Origin of the sequence: Massilia sp. TWR1-2-2 (genome assembly GCF_049897565.1) — a bacterium.
Classification (GTDB): domain Bacteria; phylum Pseudomonadota; class Gammaproteobacteria; order Burkholderiales; family Burkholderiaceae_D; genus JAFCUW01.
In genome coordinates this window covers 24141-40224 of sequence record NZ_JAFCWM010000025.1, presented here as the reverse complement: position 1 = coordinate 40224, position 16084 = coordinate 24141, and the positions used below count along the sequence as shown (strand labels likewise).

Sequence of the window (16084 nt, the reverse complement as noted above, 5' to 3'; positions counted from 1 at the left end):
CTCGATCCTCTACGCGGGTTGATCATGCTGGAACGCTGTCCGGTTCGGGCGCCGGCGCGGCGGCGGGGAACGGCGCCAGGTAACCGATAATGAGCATCAGCACGCCGACGCCGACGAACGACACGATCCTGGCCATGCTGCCGACGTTGGAGAGATCGGCAATGAACAGCTTGGCGACGACCACCGCGAGCAGCGCGGCGCCGGTCAGCCACTGACGCAGCCGCGCCGCGCGGTCATCGCGTCGGCCGGCGCGCCGCATCACGATCAGCGCCGTCACGCACCAGGTCAGCGACAGCATCGATTGCACGACCTGGGACGCCGCCAACGCATCGACGTGGTAATCGATGCCAAGCACTTGCGCCGCCGTACGCAGCAGCATCAGGTTGAACCAGGCATAAGCGGCGAACTTTGCCACCGTCGGGAGCTTGGCGAGCACCGCAGCGACGGCCGGTGCCGCCGCGTCGGCGCCGCGCGCGCGGTAGCAGGTTATCGCCAGCAGGGCAGCGAAGCCGGTGGTCAGGTCCAGCGGATTCAGTATGGGCAGGTAGGGCAAGGGCGCCATGGCGCCGTCCTGCTGCAGGTTCCATACGACGGTCATCATCAGCGCCCACGCCGTTCCGATCGGGATCAGCGCGTTCCGGTACCACATTGCGACCGGCGTGGTGGGCCAGCGCTCGCTACGGCCACGTCCGGCCAGCCAGAACAACGCGGCCATCATCAGCCACACCGTCAGGCAGCGTGCCCAGTCGCCGCTGACGCGCCAGCCTGCGCCGGCCAGCAGCTCCTGCTGCTCGACTGGCATGCCAAACAGCCAGGTATTGATCGATCGGATGGCGACAGGCCAGATCAGCAGCCACGGGCCCACCGTGCGCACTACGTGCAGCGCTTTCAAGACTCGAGCATTCAGCGCCCACGCGCGCGCTGCCCAATACGCCAGCAGATACTCACCTGCCGCCCACAGCACGGCAAAGGTCATCCAGACAGATGCGCCCGGCAACCGAGCCGATTGTTCATACACGAGCCGCAGCAGCCCGCATGTTCCTGCCGTCAGGGCGACCCAGGCACTGGCGCTGACAAAGCGCATCGCAGGCCAGTCGAAGCGGGTCGCCGCACGGGCGAACGTCAGCGCGCAGAGCGCCGTGCCGATCAGGTACAGATCGATCACGTTGAACACCTTCACCAATGGCGCGGCCCACTCAGCGACGGTGACCAGTACCGGTCCGAACCACCAGCAGGCGCCCCATCCCAACAACGACGCGGCGAGCCAGCGTCCACGACGATCGGCAAGGGTACGATGGGCCGTCCAGCCGGAAAACAGCGCGCCGGCGCAGATCATCAGGGCGCCAGCAAGCATCCGCTCGGCGCCGAGGACCGACGACCAGTGGAATAGCGCAAGGTACAGCAGCGCAGCGCCGCCAAGCAGCTGCGCGCACAGCGCGAATGCACGGGCTATCTGCCAGTTGATGCGGCGCGCGATCAGCGCCAGCACAACGGCCGTGGCCATCGCACTGGCCACCAGCAAGGTACCGAGGACGGCGTCGAGCCGTTCGGCATTGACAATCACCTCGGCCCAGGCGCCGCCCAGCAGCCAGAGTGCGGCCAGGGCGAGAAAAACGTTCGCCGTTCGCAGAAAACCGCGCGAGCCTTCCTGCGCGCGGAAATTTACCGCCATCGCGAACGCAGCGCCAGCGAGCAGGAGGAAACCGAGCCACACGTTCGAATTGGCTGCCGTGCCAATGTCGATTCCTGCGAGTGCGGCGACGAACGAAATCCATGCGCCGGCCTGCACCAGCAGGCCAAACATCCACGTCAGCACACGCTTTTGCCGAAGGCCGATCCAGACGATGCCGGCGCCTTCAAGCGCCCATGCGCCCGAGGTCCAGCGCTGGTCGAGCGCGAACGGCAGCGCCAGGGTGCCAAACACCACGCCCATCGCCAGGAACGAATCGATCAGCAGCTTCTGGTTGGCGCCGCGGCGACGCCATAGCACGATGGCCAGTCCAGCGTAGAACAGGCCAAGTGCCAGCGCGGACAGCGCCATGCCGAATTGCTTGTCGCGCACCAGCGCGTATTGCAGGCCGATCGCCAATACGGGCGTGGCAAACACCAGCGTCGCGTCGACATACTCCTTCATCTGCGGCGCTTGCCGTGCCGCGTGTGCCAACGCCAGCCCGACATAAAAAAGAAAGTACAAAATGAGGAAGCCCTGCGCCGACAGATAGTTCTCCGGGCTGTATTGAAGCACACCCCAGCCGGTACCGATGATGAAGGTGAACACAAAGCCGAGCAGGTTGAGCATGCGCCATGAACGTTTGACGGCGATGGCGAGAATGCCGGCATTGAGCAGCGCGTAGTACGAGAACAGGGCGATATGGTTTCCCTGGCCGGTCGATATCATGATGGGCGCGGCGAAGCCGCCAGCGATGCCAAACACCGCCAGCCAGACCGCGTTCTGCAGCACCGCCAGCAAGCATGTAAACGCCGTCAGTATGAACAGCAGCGCGAACGCCATGCTGGCGGGGATCAGCTGGTAGCGCTGGAACGCGCCGAACACGGTGAGCATCAGGATGGCGAGGGCGGCGCCCTGCACCGGCAAGCCGATTGCGCGGCGCGTTGCGCGGATGCGCCAGCCGAAGGCAAGCAGCGCCATGTCGGCCAGGATCACTGCCGCCAGGCGGACTTCGATTGGAACGGTCACGCGTTCGGCGGCATATTTCAGCAGGAAGCCGACACCGATGAAGAGGATCAGCAGGCCGAACTTGGCCACCATGTTACCGCTGAACAGCCACTGTTTCATGGCGACCAACCAGGCCGGCGGCGGCGCTGGGGGCTTCGGTGGCCCTGACGAGAGATCATCATCTGAAGGAACCCGGCGACCATCCTCCGTATTCCCACGCACACCGCGGGCGCGAAAAGCCGAGATGCCTTCGCTTGCAGCGGGCGCCTTCGCTGCCGCCGCCATAGCCGCCGCTGCTGCGTTTGACAGTGCTGGTTTGACATCGGCCGCGGCGTTCGTTTCCAACGCGACAGGCGGGGTTACCGGCGGCGGGCGGGTAGCTTGCGGTGCAACTGCTGGCTGGACTTTTTCCACCGCAGGTGGGGTGTGCTCACCCGCTGCGGCGAACTCTGCTTTCTTCAATCGCGCAGTCACGTCAGCCATCTGGCGACGCAACGAGGCCAGTTCGGCCTCAATCGCATCGTTCCGACCACCTCGTCGCGAAAAGAACAGTCCGACAACGATCGGGTAAAAAATGAAGAACAGCGCACCGGCAGCAAGATAGTCCACATTGCCTCCCTGTTGGGAAAAGCCGCATGGCGAAAGCCGCACGAGCCAACATCGAATATTAGGTGTGGATTGTGTGCAAGTATTACGTCAGCGCAAACCCTTCGCATTGCATGCGTATCGGGTGCGCCGCGCAGCGGACGAAAAAAAAGCCCGCGAACTCGCGGGCTTTTTTGCTTCGCAGCTGCAGCGACTACTTCTTCGTCGCGTCAGCCTCGGCGAACTTCTTGGTGATGACCCACTGCTGGCCGATCGACAGGATGTTGTTGACCACCCAGTACAGCACCAGGCCGGACGGGAAGATGAAGAACATCACCGAAAACACCAGCGGCATCCACATCATCATCTTCGCCTGCATCGGGTCGGCCGGCGCCGGATTGAGCTTGGTCGTGATGTACATCGAGATCGCGTACAGCACCGGCAGGATCACCCAAGGGTCATGCTGCGACAAGTCCTGGATCCAGCCAATCCATGGCGCGCCGCGGAACTCGACCGACGACTGCAGCACCCAGTACAGTGCGATGAACACCGGCATCTGCACCAGGATCGGCAGGCAGCCGCCCAGCGGATTGATCTTCTCGGTCTTGTACAGCTCCATCGTGGCCTGGTTCATCTTGGCCGGGTCACCCTTGTAGCGCTCGCGGATAGCCTGCATCTTCGGCGTCACCAGCTTGACCTTGGCCATGCTCTTGTAGCCGGCCGCCGACAGCGGGAAGAACGCCAGCTTGATCAGGATGGTGAAGGCGACGATCGTCCAGCCCCAGTTGCCCAGCACGTTGTGGATCTGCGTGATGACCCAGAAAATCGGCTTGGCGATGATCGTCAGGAAGCCGTAGTCCTTGACCAGGTCGAGGCCCGGCGCGACGCTTTCGAGCAGGCGCTCGTCCTGCGGACCCGAATACAGGCGCGCCGAGCTGCTCACCATGGAGCCAGGCGGAATCGTCGGCAGCGCGATCTTGGTGCCGATCGCGTAGCGGTTGGCGTCGACCTTGCTGGTGTAGATCTCGCGCGGCGTGTTCGGCTGCGGCACGAAGGCGGACACGAAGAAGTGCTGCGAAATGGCGACCCAGCCGTCGTTCGACCTGGTGGCGTGTTCGGCCTTGCCCTTCTTTTCGATGGTGGCGAAGTCGAGCTTCTGGTACTTCTCTTCCGGCGTGTACAGGGTCGGGCCGGTGAAGCTCGAGTTGAACATCGAGTCGCCTTCAGGCTTGTTGCCGTCGTGCTGGAGCTGCAGGTACAGGGTCGGCTTGACCGGCGCGGCGCCGATGTTGGCGACGTCGTGGCGCAGGTCGATGACGTACGAACCCTTGTGGAAGGTGTAGGTCTTGGTCAGCTTGACGCCGCCGGCTTCGGCTTCGAGCACCAGCTGGACGTCGCCGTTGGCCATGGTGGTGGCCGGCTTCGCGGTAAACACCGTGTTGTGGTTCGGCAGATCGACGCCGTCGATCAGGCCAGTCTGCGCCAGGTAGGCGTGGTTGATGCCTTCGTCGAACAGCACTTCGTTCTTGGTCTTGTCGACGCGCGGCTTGCACACTTCGAACAGGCCGAAGCAGCCGCCGAACCAGCCCGGGTGGCCGGCCTGCTTGAACTTGAGCAGCTCGAGGCGGCGCAGCACGCCGCCGGCGGTGTCGATGTCGGCCTTGACGACGTCGGTGGTAACGGTGATGGTCTCGCGCTTGGCGGCGACCGCCGCTGCGGGCACCGCGCCAGGGACGGCGGCGCCGGCTGGCGTGGCGCTGGTGGCCGGCAGGCCGGTGGTGGCGCCGGCGCCGGCGGAACCCTGCGCGCCGGCAGTGCCGGCGCCAGTGGCGACTTTCGCCGGCGGCGTCGGCGCGAACATCGACTGCTTGCCGTTCGAGACCATCCAGTCATTCCAGAGAATCACCAGCGATACGGCGAACACGATCCACAAGATGGTGCGTTTATTGATATCCATTGAGGTATTGGGCAGGAGTTAAAGTCAGGAGTGGTTGCAACCGCGGGCGGTTGAAGACGAATTCGTCGGAGATGAATTCTTGTCGCGGGCGGGCGGCACCACGGGCGGCACCAAATCGACGCCGCCATCGTGCCACGGATGGCATTTGCAGACGCGGCGCGCGGACAGCCACGCGCCACGCGCGGCGCCATGCGTGCCGATCGCTTCGATCGCATAGTTCGAGCACGTGGGGTAAAAGCGGCAGCTCTGCCCCAGCATCGGGGACAGCAACAGCTGATACGCGCGCAACAACCAGACGAGCAGCTTGTTCATGGCGAGACCACTTTCGGCGCGCGCGGCGCCTGCGAGGCGAACAGGCGCGCAATTTCAACGCGCAGTTCCGCCTTCAGCGCCGCCGTGGTGGCCGGGCCGGTCTTGGCGTTGACGGGACGCGCCAGGCGCACGATGCAGTCCAGCGCCGGCAGCTGCGCTACGCGAAACAGCTCGCGCGTGACGCGCTTGATCGTGTTGCGCGTGACCGCGCGCGGCGCAAAGCGCTTCGCCACCACGACGCCGAGCCGCGCGTGCGGCAATTCGTTGGAGCGGGTGTAGAGCACGAAATGCGCCGTTTTTTGCGCTGGTCGCAAACGAAAAACGGATGAAAATTCATCCGTTTTAACGATACGCCGAACGCGCGCGAAGTCGTGTGAACCTTCGCTAGTCATTCGTAGCCTTATACTGCCAGGCGTTTGCGGCCCTTGGCGCGGCGAGCGTTCAGGACATCGCGGCCGCCACGGGTAGCCATACGAGCGCGGAAGCCGTGCGTGCGCTTGCGACGAACGACGGAAGGTTGGTAAGTACGTTTCATGGTGGTCTCGCTTAAAGCAAAATAAAATGCAAAATCGGGTCTGACGTCGCGTCAGCGTTCGGCGCCAATGACATTTCGCAGATGGTTAAGCCAGCGACACGCCAACAGCAATTACTCTTTTTGCCCGCTAGCGCACACAGCCAACATGCTGCGTATTGACTGTTCTGCACAAAATACGGGCGGGGAACCCTGAATTAGACTCCATTTCGGCTCGGCTTGTCAAGGTCGGCATTACTTTCGACCGCGCGCCGTGTCGCGCCGCAGCATTGCGCACCGTGCATTTATCCTGCCTTCGGCGCTGGCATCCGGCAACGAAAATGCCTGGCGTGCCTGTGGATAACTTTGCTCTTTGCGGGTAGAATAGCGTGTTACGTGTGGCACACCCACGGCGCGACGCACGCGCAGCGGCAAGCAATGGAACCGCCCCTCGACACCTTATTTATCACAAGACGATTCATGGAAAACTTTTGGCAGTCCTGTTCCGCGCAGTTGGAACTGGAACTGACGCCGCAACAATTTAGCGCGTGGATCAAGCCGCTCGTGGCCCTCGACTACGAGGATGGCCGCCTGCGCATCGCCGCGCCGAACCGCTTCAAGCTCGACTGGGTCAAGACGCAGTTCGCCAACCGCATCACCGCGCTGGCGCACCAGTACTGGGAAGCGCCGATCGAAGTGCAGTTCGTGCTCGACCCGAAAAACAACCTGCCTAAAAAAGAGGCAGTGCGAGTGCCGGCGCCGCAAGACGGCTCGCCCGGCATGCTGCGCCAGGCCAACGAAGCGGCGCCGTCGCCGGAGATGTTCAACATCGGCAATTCGCCGCGCCGCGAACAGAGCCGCATCAACACCGACCTGACGTTCGACAGTTTCGTCACCGGCAAGGCCAACCAGCTGGCGCGCGCCGCCGCCATCCAGGTCGCCAACAATCCGGGCGTGTCGTACAACCCGCTGTTCTTCTACGGCGGCGTGGGCCTCGGCAAGACCCACTTGATTCATGCAATCGGCAACCAGGTGTTGGCCGACCAGCCTGGCGCCAAGATCCGCTATATCCACGCCGAGCAATATGTGCGCGACGTGGTGACGGCGTACCAGCGCAAAGGTTTCGACGACTTCAAGCATTACTATCATTCGCTCGACATGCTGCTGATCGACGATATCCAGTTTTTTGGCGGCAAGAGCCGCACGCAGGAAGAGTTCTTCTATGCGTTCGAGGCGCTGATCGCGGCGAAGAAACAGATCATCATCACCAGCGACACGTATCCGAAAGAGATTACCGGCATGGACGACCGCCTGATCTCGCGCTTCGATTCCGGCCTGACGGTGGCGATCGAGCCGCCGGAGCTGGAAATGAGGGTGGCCATTTTGCTCAAAAAGGCCAATTCGGAAGGCGTCAATTTTTCCGACGACGTGGCGTTTTTCGTCGCCAAGCATCTGCGCTCGAACGTGCGCGAGCTCGAAGGCGCGCTGCGCAAGATCCTGGCGTACTCGCGCTTTCACGGCAAGGACATCACGATCGACGTGGTCAAGGAAGCGCTGAAGGATTTGCTGTCGGTGCAGAACCGCCAGATCTCGGTGGAAAACATCCAGAAGACTGTGGCGGACTTTTTCAACATCAAGGTCGCCGACATGTATTCGAAGCGCCGGCCGGCGAACATTGCGCGGCCGCGCCAGATTGCGATGTACCTGGCGAAGGAACTGACGCAGAAAAGTTTGCCGGAAATCGGCGAGCTGTTCGGCGGGCGCGACCACACCACCGTGCTGCACGCGGTGCGCAAGATCGCGCTGGACCGCACCAAGAATGCCGAGTGCAATCATGAGTTGCACGTGCTGGAGCAGACGCTGAAGGGCTAGGGGTCAGACCCGGTTTTTCCCCTGGGGTCTGACCCCTCGGCCCTTAGTATGTTGTCCGAGCAATTTCTGGCAAAATAGCAGTGTTTGAAGCAACCGGCATTACTATCAAATTAGCAACACCCGTTTTTACGATAAACCCTACCGAGGATTACTATGCAATTGGTCAAAACCACCCGAGATACCCTTCTCCGGCCTCTGCAGATCGTGAGCGGTATTGTCGAGCGTCGGCACACTATGCCGATTCTGGCCAATATCCTCATCCGCAAGGACGGCGAAAACGTCTCGTTCCTGTCGACCGACACCGAAGTGCAGATCACCACGCACGCGGCCATCGGTTCGGGCGCCGACGTCGTCGGCACCACCGTCGCGGCGCGCAAGCTGCTCGACATCTTGCGCGCGCTGCCCGAATCGGGCGACGTCACGATGACGTTGTTGAACAAGCGCCTCACCGTGCAGACCGGCAAGTCGCGCTTCGCGCTGCAGACGCTGGCCGCCGAGGAGTTCCCGACCGTCAATGTCGCCGACACCTTCAGCGCCACCGTCACCTTGCCGCAAAAGACCTTGAAGCACCTGTTCCAGATGGTGCACTTCTCGATGGCGCAGCAGGACATCCGCTATTACCTGAACGGCCTGCTGCTGGTGCTCGACGGGCGCAACGTCATCGCCGTGGCCACCGACGGCCACCGCCTGGCGTTCTGCCAGGTCGAAACGGAGCAGGAATTCACGCGCCAGGAAGTAATCATTCCGCGCAAGACCATCATCGAACTGCAGCGCCTGCTGGAAGAAAGCGACGAGACGGTCCGGCTCGACATCGCCGCCGGCCAGGTCAAGCTGACGTTTGCCGACATCGAGCTCGTGTCGAAGCTGGTCGAGGGCAAGTTCCCCGATTACACCCGGGTGATCCCGAAGGGTTACAAGAACGACTTCACGATCGGCCGCGACGAATTGCTGCGTTCGCTGCAGCGCGCCGCCATCATGACGAGCGACAAGTTCAAGGGCGTGCGCTGCATCATCACGCCGGGCAGCATGAAGATCAGCTCGACCAATGCGGACCAGGAAGAAGCGGTCGAAGAACTCGAGATCGACTACGGCGGCGATGCGGTCGACATCGGCTTTAACGTCACCTACCTGCTCGACGTGCTGAACAACTTGAAATGCGACCAGATCAACATCGCGCTGGGCGACTCGAATTCGTCGGCGCTCATTTCGATTCCCGACAACGCCGACTTCAAGTACGTCGTCATGCCAATGCGGATCTAAGAAAACCGCCAGCCCCTGCTCGTCATTCCCGCGCAGGCGGGAACGACGGTTCCGGGGTTGGTGGTGGAAGCAAAGCTGGCGCCATCGTCACGAGCGACGGCGCCACCGGGGTCTGACCCGTTTTGTGGGGTCAGACCCCGGTTTTCAAGCAGCACACCGAAACAGATTCAGTATCGTTTTTTGAGAAAGCAGTCCATGTCCGAGAACACACCACCAATCATCCCCGCAAAGGTCGAAGAGTACGGCGCCGCACAGATCCAGATCCTGGAAGGCCTGGAAGCGGTGCGCAAGCGCCCGGGCATGTATATCGGCGACACCTCGGACGGCACCGGCCTGCACCACCTGGTGTTCGAGGTGCTGGACAACTCGATCGACGAATCGCTGGCCGGACACTGCACCGAAATCCACGTCACGATCCACTCCGATAACTCGATCTCGATCACCGACAACGGCCGCGGCGTGCCGACCGGCCTGAAGATGGACGACAAGCACGAGCCGAAGCGCTCGGCCGCCGAAATCGTCATGACGGAGCTGCACGCCGGCGGCAAGTTCGACCAGAACTCGTACAAGGTCTCGGGCGGCCTGCACGGCGTCGGCGTCTCGTGCGTCAACGGCCTGTCGAAACTGCTCAAGCTGACGATCCGCCGCGACGGCAAAGTGCACTACATGGAGTTCGTCCGCGGCGTGCCGCAGAACCGCGAAATCGAGATGGTCGACGGCTTTGCCGTGTCCCCGATCAAGGTCATCGGCGACACCGACAAGCGCGGCACCGACGTCCACTTCTGGGCCGACGAAGAGATCTTCACGCACGTCGAATTCCACTACGAGATCCTGGCCAAGCGGATCCGCGAGCTGTCGTTCCTGAACAATGGCGTGAAGATCAAGCTGACCGACCAGCGCACCGGCAAGGAAGAACTGTTCGCGTTCGAAGGCGGCACCCGCGGCTTCGTCGAATACATCAACACCTCCAAGACGGTGCTGCACCCGACCGTGTTCCAGGCCACCGGCGAGCGCATGTCGGACCAGCATACCAACATCACCGTGGACGTGTCGATGCAGTGGAATGACACGTACAACGAGCAGGTGCTGTGCTTTACCAATAATATTCCGCAGCGCGACGGCGGCACCCACCTGACGGGCCTGCGCGCCGCGATGACGCGCGTGATCAACAAGTACATCGATGAACACGAGTACGCAAAAAAAGCGAAGGTTGAAATCACCGGCGACGACATGCGCGAAGGCCTGACCTGCGTGCTGTCCGTCAAAGTACCGGAGCCGAAGTTCAGCTCCCAGACCAAGGACAAGCTGGTGTCCTCCGAAGTGCGCGGACCGGTCGAAGAGATCGTCGCCAAGACGCTGACCGACTACCTGGCCGAAAAGCCGAACGACGCCAAGATCATCTGCGCCAAGATCGTCGAAGCTGCGCGTGCGCGCGAAGCGTCGCGCAAGGCGCGCGACCTGACGCGCCGCAAAGGCATCATGGACGGCCTGGGCCTGTCGGCCAAGCTGGCCGACTGCCAGGAAAAGGATCCGGCGCTGTGCGAACTGTACATCGTCGAGGGTGATTCGGCGGGCGGCTCGGCCAAGCAGGGGCGCGACCGCAAGTTCCAGGCGATCCTGCCGCTGCGCGGCAAGGTGCTCAACGTCGAGAAGGCGCGCTTCGAGAAGATGCTGTCGTCCGAGCAGATCACCACGCTCATCGCCACGCTCGGCACCTCGATCGGGCCGGACGAATTCAACGTCGACAAGCTGCGCTACCACCGCATCATCATCATGACCGATGCGGACGTCGACGGCGCCCACATCCGCACGCTGCTGCTCACGCTGTTCTACCGCCAGATGCCGCAGCTGGTCGAGCGCGGCCACATCTACATCGCGCAGCCGCCGCTGTACAAGGTCAAGGCCGGCCGCGACGAGCGTTACCTGAAGGACGACATCGAAGAAGCGAGCTACATGATGACGGTGGCGCTCAACACCGCCGCCCTGATTCCGCGCGAAGGCGCCGACGCCATCACCGGCGACCCGCTGGCCGAGCTGGTACGCCAGTTCAACCTGGCCAACGCCATCATGATGCGCCTGACGCGCGTGATCGACCGCGCCGCTCTGACCGCCATCATGACCGGCGTGACGCTCGACATGACGTCGGCCGACAGCGCGGACGTATCGGCCAAGGCGCTCGAAGCTGCCATCAACGAGCGCGCCGTGAAGGTCTCGGTGCGCATCGATGAACTGAGCGAGAAGCCGTCGCTGCGCATCGAGCGCATGCATCACGGTAACGTGAAGGTCAGCTCGATCGACGCCGACTTTGCCGAAGGCGCCGACTACCGCGTGCTGGAAGCGGCGGCGGCCACGTTCAAGGGCCTGATCGGCGACGGCGCCTTTATCCGCCGCGGCGAAGGCGAGCGCGTGAAGGAAACGGCGGTGCACGACTTCCACCAGGCGATGCAGTGGCTGCGCGACGAAGCCGAGCGCACCGTCTCGAAGCAGCGCTACAAAGGGCTGGGCGAGATGAACCCGGAGCAGCTGTGGGAAACGACGATGGATCCGACCGTACGCCGCCTGCTGAAGGTGCAGATCGAAGACGCGATTGCCGCCGACCAGATCTTTACCACGCTGATGGGCGACGACGTCGAGCCGCGCCGCGCCTTCATCGAATCGAACGCGCTGCGCGCCGACAATATCGACGTGTAAAGCGCCTGTAGGCATGCCAAAGCTGGCAGTGTTGCAACGACAGCCCATGCGATCCATGGGCTTTTTTTCGATACTCGCCAACGCGCAGATCGAACACAGGCTGGGCAGCATTCCCGTCCGCAAAAGCGCGTCAGCGCAATGGCTAAACAATGTTCCAACGGCATGGCCAACGGGATTGTCTGGAGCGGCGACCAGGCCACCCTGTTCGTCAGCGAGAGCGGCAAGTATCGGGTATGGAAAATTGCCGTCAGCGCCGACCAGGTCGACGTGGCGTCACACTCCGCGCTGGCCCGGGTGCTGTTCGATAACCTGCCCGGCTACCGGCCGGCGCTGCGCCGGTTGGTGCTGCGCATTCCCCGCGTACTGTGGAAGAGCCCAGCACCCTATGGCCATGTGATTGCCTTTAGCGAAGACGGCGCAGTGGTGGCTGACCGGCAAGACCCGACCGGTAATTCGGCCATCACGACCGGCGCTACCGAAACGGCGGAGCGCTTGTACATTCATACAGTCAACGGCAAGAGCCTGGCCTGGTTGACGCGATAGCACTTGCACGGCGAAATGCGCTGGCCGCGCGACGACGCCAAAGGCACCGCCTCGAAGCAGCGCCACATCGGCGTCCGCCATCAATGTCAATTTGGCGTCGGCGCCAACACGAGTTGTCACAAAAACCAATACCGCTTTTTGAACACAATGGTCGAAATACGTCTTTGCATTATGTCTTGCCCTAGTGTACTATTTGTCCAGGACATATCACGACGACCTGACTCCTATCGGATCAGTTTTAACACAAAAAGAGGATGACGCAATGCCAATTAATCAACTTGTGTACATAAGCCAAGCAGTCCGTAAGATGTCTCCAGCCGATCTTTCCGCGATCCAGGAAAAGGCAAAGACGAACAATGGCCCACTCGACGTAACCGGTAGCTTGTTTTACAACGGCGGTTGGTTCTTGCAAGTATTGGAAGGTCCAGCGTCGACGCTCGATACACTCTACAATAAAATCGAACTCGACCCGCGGCACAAAAATTCGCGGATACTCTACAACGAGCCGGCAAACTTCCGGACGTTTCCGCGGTGGAGCATGAATATGACTAACTTGAACGACAGACAAGCCGATAAATACGATGAACTTGTTGAAGTCCTCGAGGCGGCCCAGACAAACCGAAAGATCGGATCTGCGTCGCCGGCCGTGGCGTTACTGAAGATTTTCGCCAGCTGATAGTATGACCTCTGCGAGACCCCACTCCGGCTCTCGCCGTCGCCCTCTCAGGCGCAAGGCGGGGCGTCCCCAGGTAAGGGCCGCACTCCTTCATCACCCAACCGCCGCATCTACGCAGCCTCTCCTTGACCACAAGAACTTCGCGGATATTAGCCCACTCGTCCTGATTGGCAGCGCCTTCCATGCAGCGCTTGTCCATCGGCTCATGATTTATGCTCCACGCTTCCTTCGCATACCCGGTTGCCCTGATGCAGTTGCGCTTCACTTCGCTCACTGTCGTCAGCTCGCGGCGGGACTTTCACCCACAGGAGTGCGCCCATGCTGGGCGCCCGACAAGGAAACGCCCGGCAAAGCCGGGCATTTTTCTTTTTGGACTTCCAGCCGATCACAGTCCCTATACGCTAAACAGCCGCCGCATTAACTGGGCTCGGAAATCGCGTTTGGCATGAATGAACATGTGAACCAAAACTTCCTTGTCGTCGTATTCGTAGACTATTCTGGTCTGCCTCACCATTCTTGTTCTAAAGTTCCCTTGTCCTAACTCCTTGAGCTCCTCGACCTCTTTGCCAGCTTCGGCATGCAATTCAATGCTGTGGATCGTGGCCTTCAATTCCTTATTGACCTCGCTCCAAACTGCGTCACCGAAATGAGACTTCACATGTGTCTTGATTTCCCGGAAGTCGGCCTTGGCGACGTTCAGAATGATGACTTTTCGGGTCATTCCTCTTTGTCCATTTCATCAAAGAAGGATTGCGCATCGGTGTAGTTGCCAGCTTGAAACTCCTTTCGCCCAAGGGCGATCAGACGAAGAAGTGCAAACTGCTCCTGTTGGCTCTCATACTGGTTAATTTCAATCACCGCCATTTTAGCTTCACCGTTTTGAGTAATGATGAGTGGCTCGGGGTTCGTCGCGAACTCCTTCACAATGTCGGCGGCATTGCTCTTAAGATATGAAATCGGCTTGATTTGGGTAGCAAGGCTCATCGCTTCAGCTCCGTGGTGTTTGCAGGTTATGGCTAAATATAGTCTATATTTAGCCGAACCGTCAAATGAGCCGTGGTTCCGGCGAAGCGAAAAAGTCAAGACGACGGTTTACCCGACCACCGCAAGTAGTGTCGCGCTTGACGGCCGTGTGTGGAATCGACATTCTTGTCGTTTTATTTTTATTCGGCGCCAATCAATGACAACGCTACGACTGCTGCTCGAAAATTCCACCGTCAGCGACATCAAGCAACTGCTGGCGCATTTTCCCAACGTCGACAAGGTAGGACGCAAGGAGATTCTGATTGCAACGCTGTCGCAGCAGCTATCGGGCGATGGCTTGCTGCGAATCTGGGAGCAACTCGATCCATGCCAGCGGCTCGCGGTCGGCGAGGCCACGCACGAGCCGCGCGGCATGTTCGACGGCGAGCGCTTCGCCGCGAAATACGGTCAGGAGCCGAGCTTCGAGCATCCGCCGGAAGCACATCGAAGCCGCGGCGCACAGACCGCGCTGATGCTGTTGATGCACAGATTCGGCGAGCATTTGATTATTCCGTCCGACTTGCGTGTGCGCTTGAAAGCATTTGTTCCCGTACCGGCGCCAAATACACTACAAAGTGTTGCGATCCTGCCCGCTGCGGACGCCGATGGAACGCCAATGACCATGCGCAGCACCGCGCCCGACGCGCTGCACGACGTGGTGGTGATGCTGCGCGCGATCGACCAGAAGCTGATCGCCGTCAGCGACAAGACACGCCTTCCCGGCGTGGCCGCGCTAGGTTTCGTGCTCGACAAGATCGCCGGCGGCGACTTCTACGGCATTGTCGCTCCGCGCGACGAATGGGAGCAATCGATCGGCCCGATCAAGGCGATGGCCTGGCCGCTGCTGATGCAGGCCGGTGGGCTGGCGCAGCCGACCGGGACCAAGCTGGGCCTGACGGCGACCGGCGTGAAGGCGCTGCATGCGGCGCCAGCCGACGTCCTGCGTGACATCTGGCGCACATGGCTGACATCGACGCTGTTCGATGAATTCAGCCGGGTCGACGAGATCAAGGGACAAAAGGGCAAGGGCCGCATGAGCGCGACGGCGCCGCGCCGCGCCATCGTCGGCGCTGCGTTGCGGGGATGCCCGGTCGACACCTGGATCGGCGTCGACGAGTGGTCACGCCATATGCGCGCAGAAGGCATTCCCCTCGCGATCAGCGACGATATCTGGAATCTCTACGTCTGCGACCCGAACTATGGCAGCCTGGCCTACGCCGGCGCGCACAGCTGGAACGTATTGCAGCTGCGCTATCTGCTGTGTGTGCTGTTCGAATATTGCGCCACGCTTGGCATGATCGACGTCGCCTACCGCACCCCGCACGACGCGCGCGGGTTTGGCGACCTGTGGGGCACCGAAGACATGACTTTCTTGTCGCGTTACGACGGCCTGATGTACTTCCGCCTGAACCCGCTCGGCGCGTATTGCCTGGGGGCCAGCGCCAGCTACACGCCGATTGCCGCCGCGGCGAGCTGCACGCTGGCGGTGCAGGCGAGCCTGCAGGTCAAGGTGACGCAGGGCGCCTTGTCGGCCGACGAGCGCCTCATGCTCGACAATTGGGCGGTCGAACAGGACCCGCTGCATTGGCGCCTCGACCGCGAGAAAGCCGTTGCGGCAATCGAACGCGGTCACGACGTGGCGCAGCTCGCCGCGTTCCTGCAAGCGCACGACGGCCAGCCGCTGCCGGCACTGGTGGAAGCGTTCATGCGCGCCTGCGACAAGCGCGGCAAGGCGATGAAAGTGCTGGCGCCCAGCCTGCTGATCGAATGCGTCGACGCCGACACCGCCGACCTGCTCGCCGCGCACAAGGACACCGCTCGCCTGTGCCTGCGCGCGGGCCAACGCCACCTCGTCGTCCGGCTCGATCAGGAAGCGAAATTTCGCAAGGCGGCGCGCGGGCTCGGCTACGGCATCCTGGCATAGGCACGGGCAGCGCAACTGCCGTATACTGCGCACAGTTGCCGCACCCTATCCAT

Annotated in this window: 13 protein-coding genes; 6 read left to right on the top strand and 7 right to left on the bottom strand. The window is 61.7% G+C overall.

From position 1 onward, the window contains the following. Positions 1-22 precede the first annotated feature (22 nt). From ACP7DD_RS20525 to rpmH, 5 genes are all read right to left on the bottom strand, one after another. Complete coding sequence (locus ACP7DD_RS20525) at positions 23-2797, bottom strand: DUF2339 domain-containing protein (RefSeq protein ID WP_426176675.1); 2775 nt, start codon at positions 2795-2797, stop codon at positions 23-25. A 679-nt stretch (positions 2798-3476) separates the two neighbouring features. Continuing rightward, positions 3477-5219, bottom strand: a complete 1743-nt coding sequence (gene yidC, locus ACP7DD_RS20520) for a membrane protein insertase YidC (RefSeq protein ID WP_426176674.1) — start codon at positions 5217-5219, stop codon at positions 3477-3479. Positions 5220-5243: 24 nt separating this feature from the next. Further along, complete coding sequence (gene yidD, locus ACP7DD_RS20515) at positions 5244-5531, bottom strand: membrane protein insertion efficiency factor YidD (protein ID WP_426176673.1); 288 nt, start codon at positions 5529-5531, stop codon at positions 5244-5246. Beyond that, positions 5528-5923, bottom strand: coding sequence for a ribonuclease P protein component (rnpA, locus tag ACP7DD_RS20510; protein WP_099786405.1), 396 nt, complete (start codon positions 5921-5923; stop codon positions 5528-5530). Before rnpA ends, yidD begins: the two co-directional genes overlap by 4 nt. Positions 5924-5931: 8 nt before the next feature. After that, a complete protein-coding gene (rpmH, locus tag ACP7DD_RS20505) occupies positions 5932-6066 on the bottom strand; it encodes a 50S ribosomal protein L34 (RefSeq protein WP_010401996.1) in 135 nt (44 codons plus the stop codon). Between the two features lie 456 nt (positions 6067-6522). On the opposite strand from rpmH, the gene dnaA reads away from it, so the two are divergent. The 5 genes from dnaA (at position 6523) to ACP7DD_RS20480 (ending at position 13084) form a co-directional block, all read left to right on the top strand. Then, the gene (gene dnaA / locus ACP7DD_RS20500; RefSeq protein ID WP_426176672.1) at positions 6523-7914 is read left to right on the top strand and encodes a chromosomal replication initiator protein DnaA; all 1392 of its coding nucleotides are present in this window, start codon (positions 6523-6525) and stop codon (positions 7912-7914) included. A 153-nt stretch (positions 7915-8067) separates the two neighbouring features. Further along, positions 8068-9174: a DNA polymerase III subunit beta gene (gene dnaN / locus ACP7DD_RS20495; protein ID WP_426176671.1), complete on the top strand. Its 1107-nt coding sequence runs from the start codon at positions 8068-8070 to the stop codon at positions 9172-9174. A 195-nt stretch (positions 9175-9369) separates the two neighbouring features. Continuing rightward, positions 9370-11865: a DNA topoisomerase (ATP-hydrolyzing) subunit B gene (gene gyrB / locus ACP7DD_RS20490; protein ID WP_426176670.1), complete on the top strand. Its 2496-nt coding sequence runs from the start codon at positions 9370-9372 to the stop codon at positions 11863-11865. A gap of 51 nt (positions 11866-11916) precedes the next feature. Beyond that, positions 11917-12408 (top strand): SMP-30/gluconolactonase/LRE family protein, encoded by a 492-nt coding sequence (locus ACP7DD_RS20485; protein ID WP_426176717.1) that lies wholly within the window; start codon positions 11917-11919, stop codon positions 12406-12408. 262 nt (positions 12409-12670) lie between these two features. Beyond that, positions 12671-13084, top strand: a complete 414-nt coding sequence (locus ACP7DD_RS20480) for a BLUF domain-containing protein (protein WP_426176668.1) — start codon at positions 12671-12673, stop codon at positions 13082-13084. Between the two features lie 394 nt (positions 13085-13478). On the opposite strand, the gene ACP7DD_RS20475 is transcribed toward ACP7DD_RS20480, so the two are convergent. Together ACP7DD_RS20475 and ACP7DD_RS20470 are read right to left on the bottom strand one after the other, a co-directional pair. Then, positions 13479-13805 (bottom strand): type II toxin-antitoxin system RelE/ParE family toxin, encoded by a 327-nt coding sequence (locus ACP7DD_RS20475; protein ID WP_426176667.1) that lies wholly within the window; start codon positions 13803-13805, stop codon positions 13479-13481. After that, positions 13802-14068 carry a type II toxin-antitoxin system Phd/YefM family antitoxin gene (locus ACP7DD_RS20470; RefSeq protein WP_426176666.1) on the bottom strand — a complete coding sequence of 89 codons (267 nt, stop codon included), beginning with the start codon at positions 14066-14068 and terminating at the stop codon, positions 13802-13804. Before ACP7DD_RS20470 ends, ACP7DD_RS20475 begins: the two co-directional genes overlap by 4 nt. Positions 14069-14264: 196 nt before the next feature. Here ACP7DD_RS20470 and ACP7DD_RS20465 point away from each other — a divergent pair, with 196 nt between their 5' ends. After that, complete coding sequence (locus ACP7DD_RS20465; protein ID WP_426176665.1) at positions 14265-16031, top strand: hypothetical protein; 1767 nt, start codon at positions 14265-14267, stop codon at positions 16029-16031. Positions 16032-16084 lie beyond the last annotated feature (53 nt).

Bases quoted from the DNA above. Each gene is read 5' to 3' on its own strand.
- ACP7DD_RS20525 (WP_426176675.1), bottom strand. From the start codon at position 2,797: ATGAAACAGTGGCTGTTCAGCGGTAACATGGTGGCCAAGTTCGGCCTG.
- yidC (WP_426176674.1), bottom strand. From the start codon at position 5,219: ATGGATATCAATAAACGCACCATCTTGTGGATCGTGTTCGCCGTATCG.
- yidD (WP_426176673.1), bottom strand. From the start codon at position 5,531: ATGAACAAGCTGCTCGTCTGGTTGTTGCGCGCGTATCAGCTGTTGCTG.
- rnpA (WP_099786405.1), bottom strand. From the start codon at position 5,923: ATGACTAGCGAAGGTTCACACGACTTCGCGCGCGTTCGGCGTATCGTT.
- rpmH (WP_010401996.1), bottom strand. From the start codon at position 6,066: ATGAAACGTACTTACCAACCTTCCGTCGTTCGTCGCAAGCGCACGCAC.
- dnaA (WP_426176672.1), top strand. From the start codon at position 6,523: ATGGAAAACTTTTGGCAGTCCTGTTCCGCGCAGTTGGAACTGGAACTG.
- dnaN (WP_426176671.1), top strand. From the start codon at position 8,068: ATGCAATTGGTCAAAACCACCCGAGATACCCTTCTCCGGCCTCTGCAG.
- gyrB (WP_426176670.1), top strand. From the start codon at position 9,370: ATGTCCGAGAACACACCACCAATCATCCCCGCAAAGGTCGAAGAGTAC.
- ACP7DD_RS20480 (WP_426176668.1), top strand. From the start codon at position 12,671: ATGCCAATTAATCAACTTGTGTACATAAGCCAAGCAGTCCGTAAGATG.
- ACP7DD_RS20475 (WP_426176667.1), bottom strand. From the start codon at position 13,805: ATGACCCGAAAAGTCATCATTCTGAACGTCGCCAAGGCCGACTTCCGG.
- ACP7DD_RS20470 (WP_426176666.1), bottom strand. From the start codon at position 14,068: ATGAGCCTTGCTACCCAAATCAAGCCGATTTCATATCTTAAGAGCAAT.
- ACP7DD_RS20465 (WP_426176665.1), top strand. From the start codon at position 14,265: ATGACAACGCTACGACTGCTGCTCGAAAATTCCACCGTCAGCGACATC.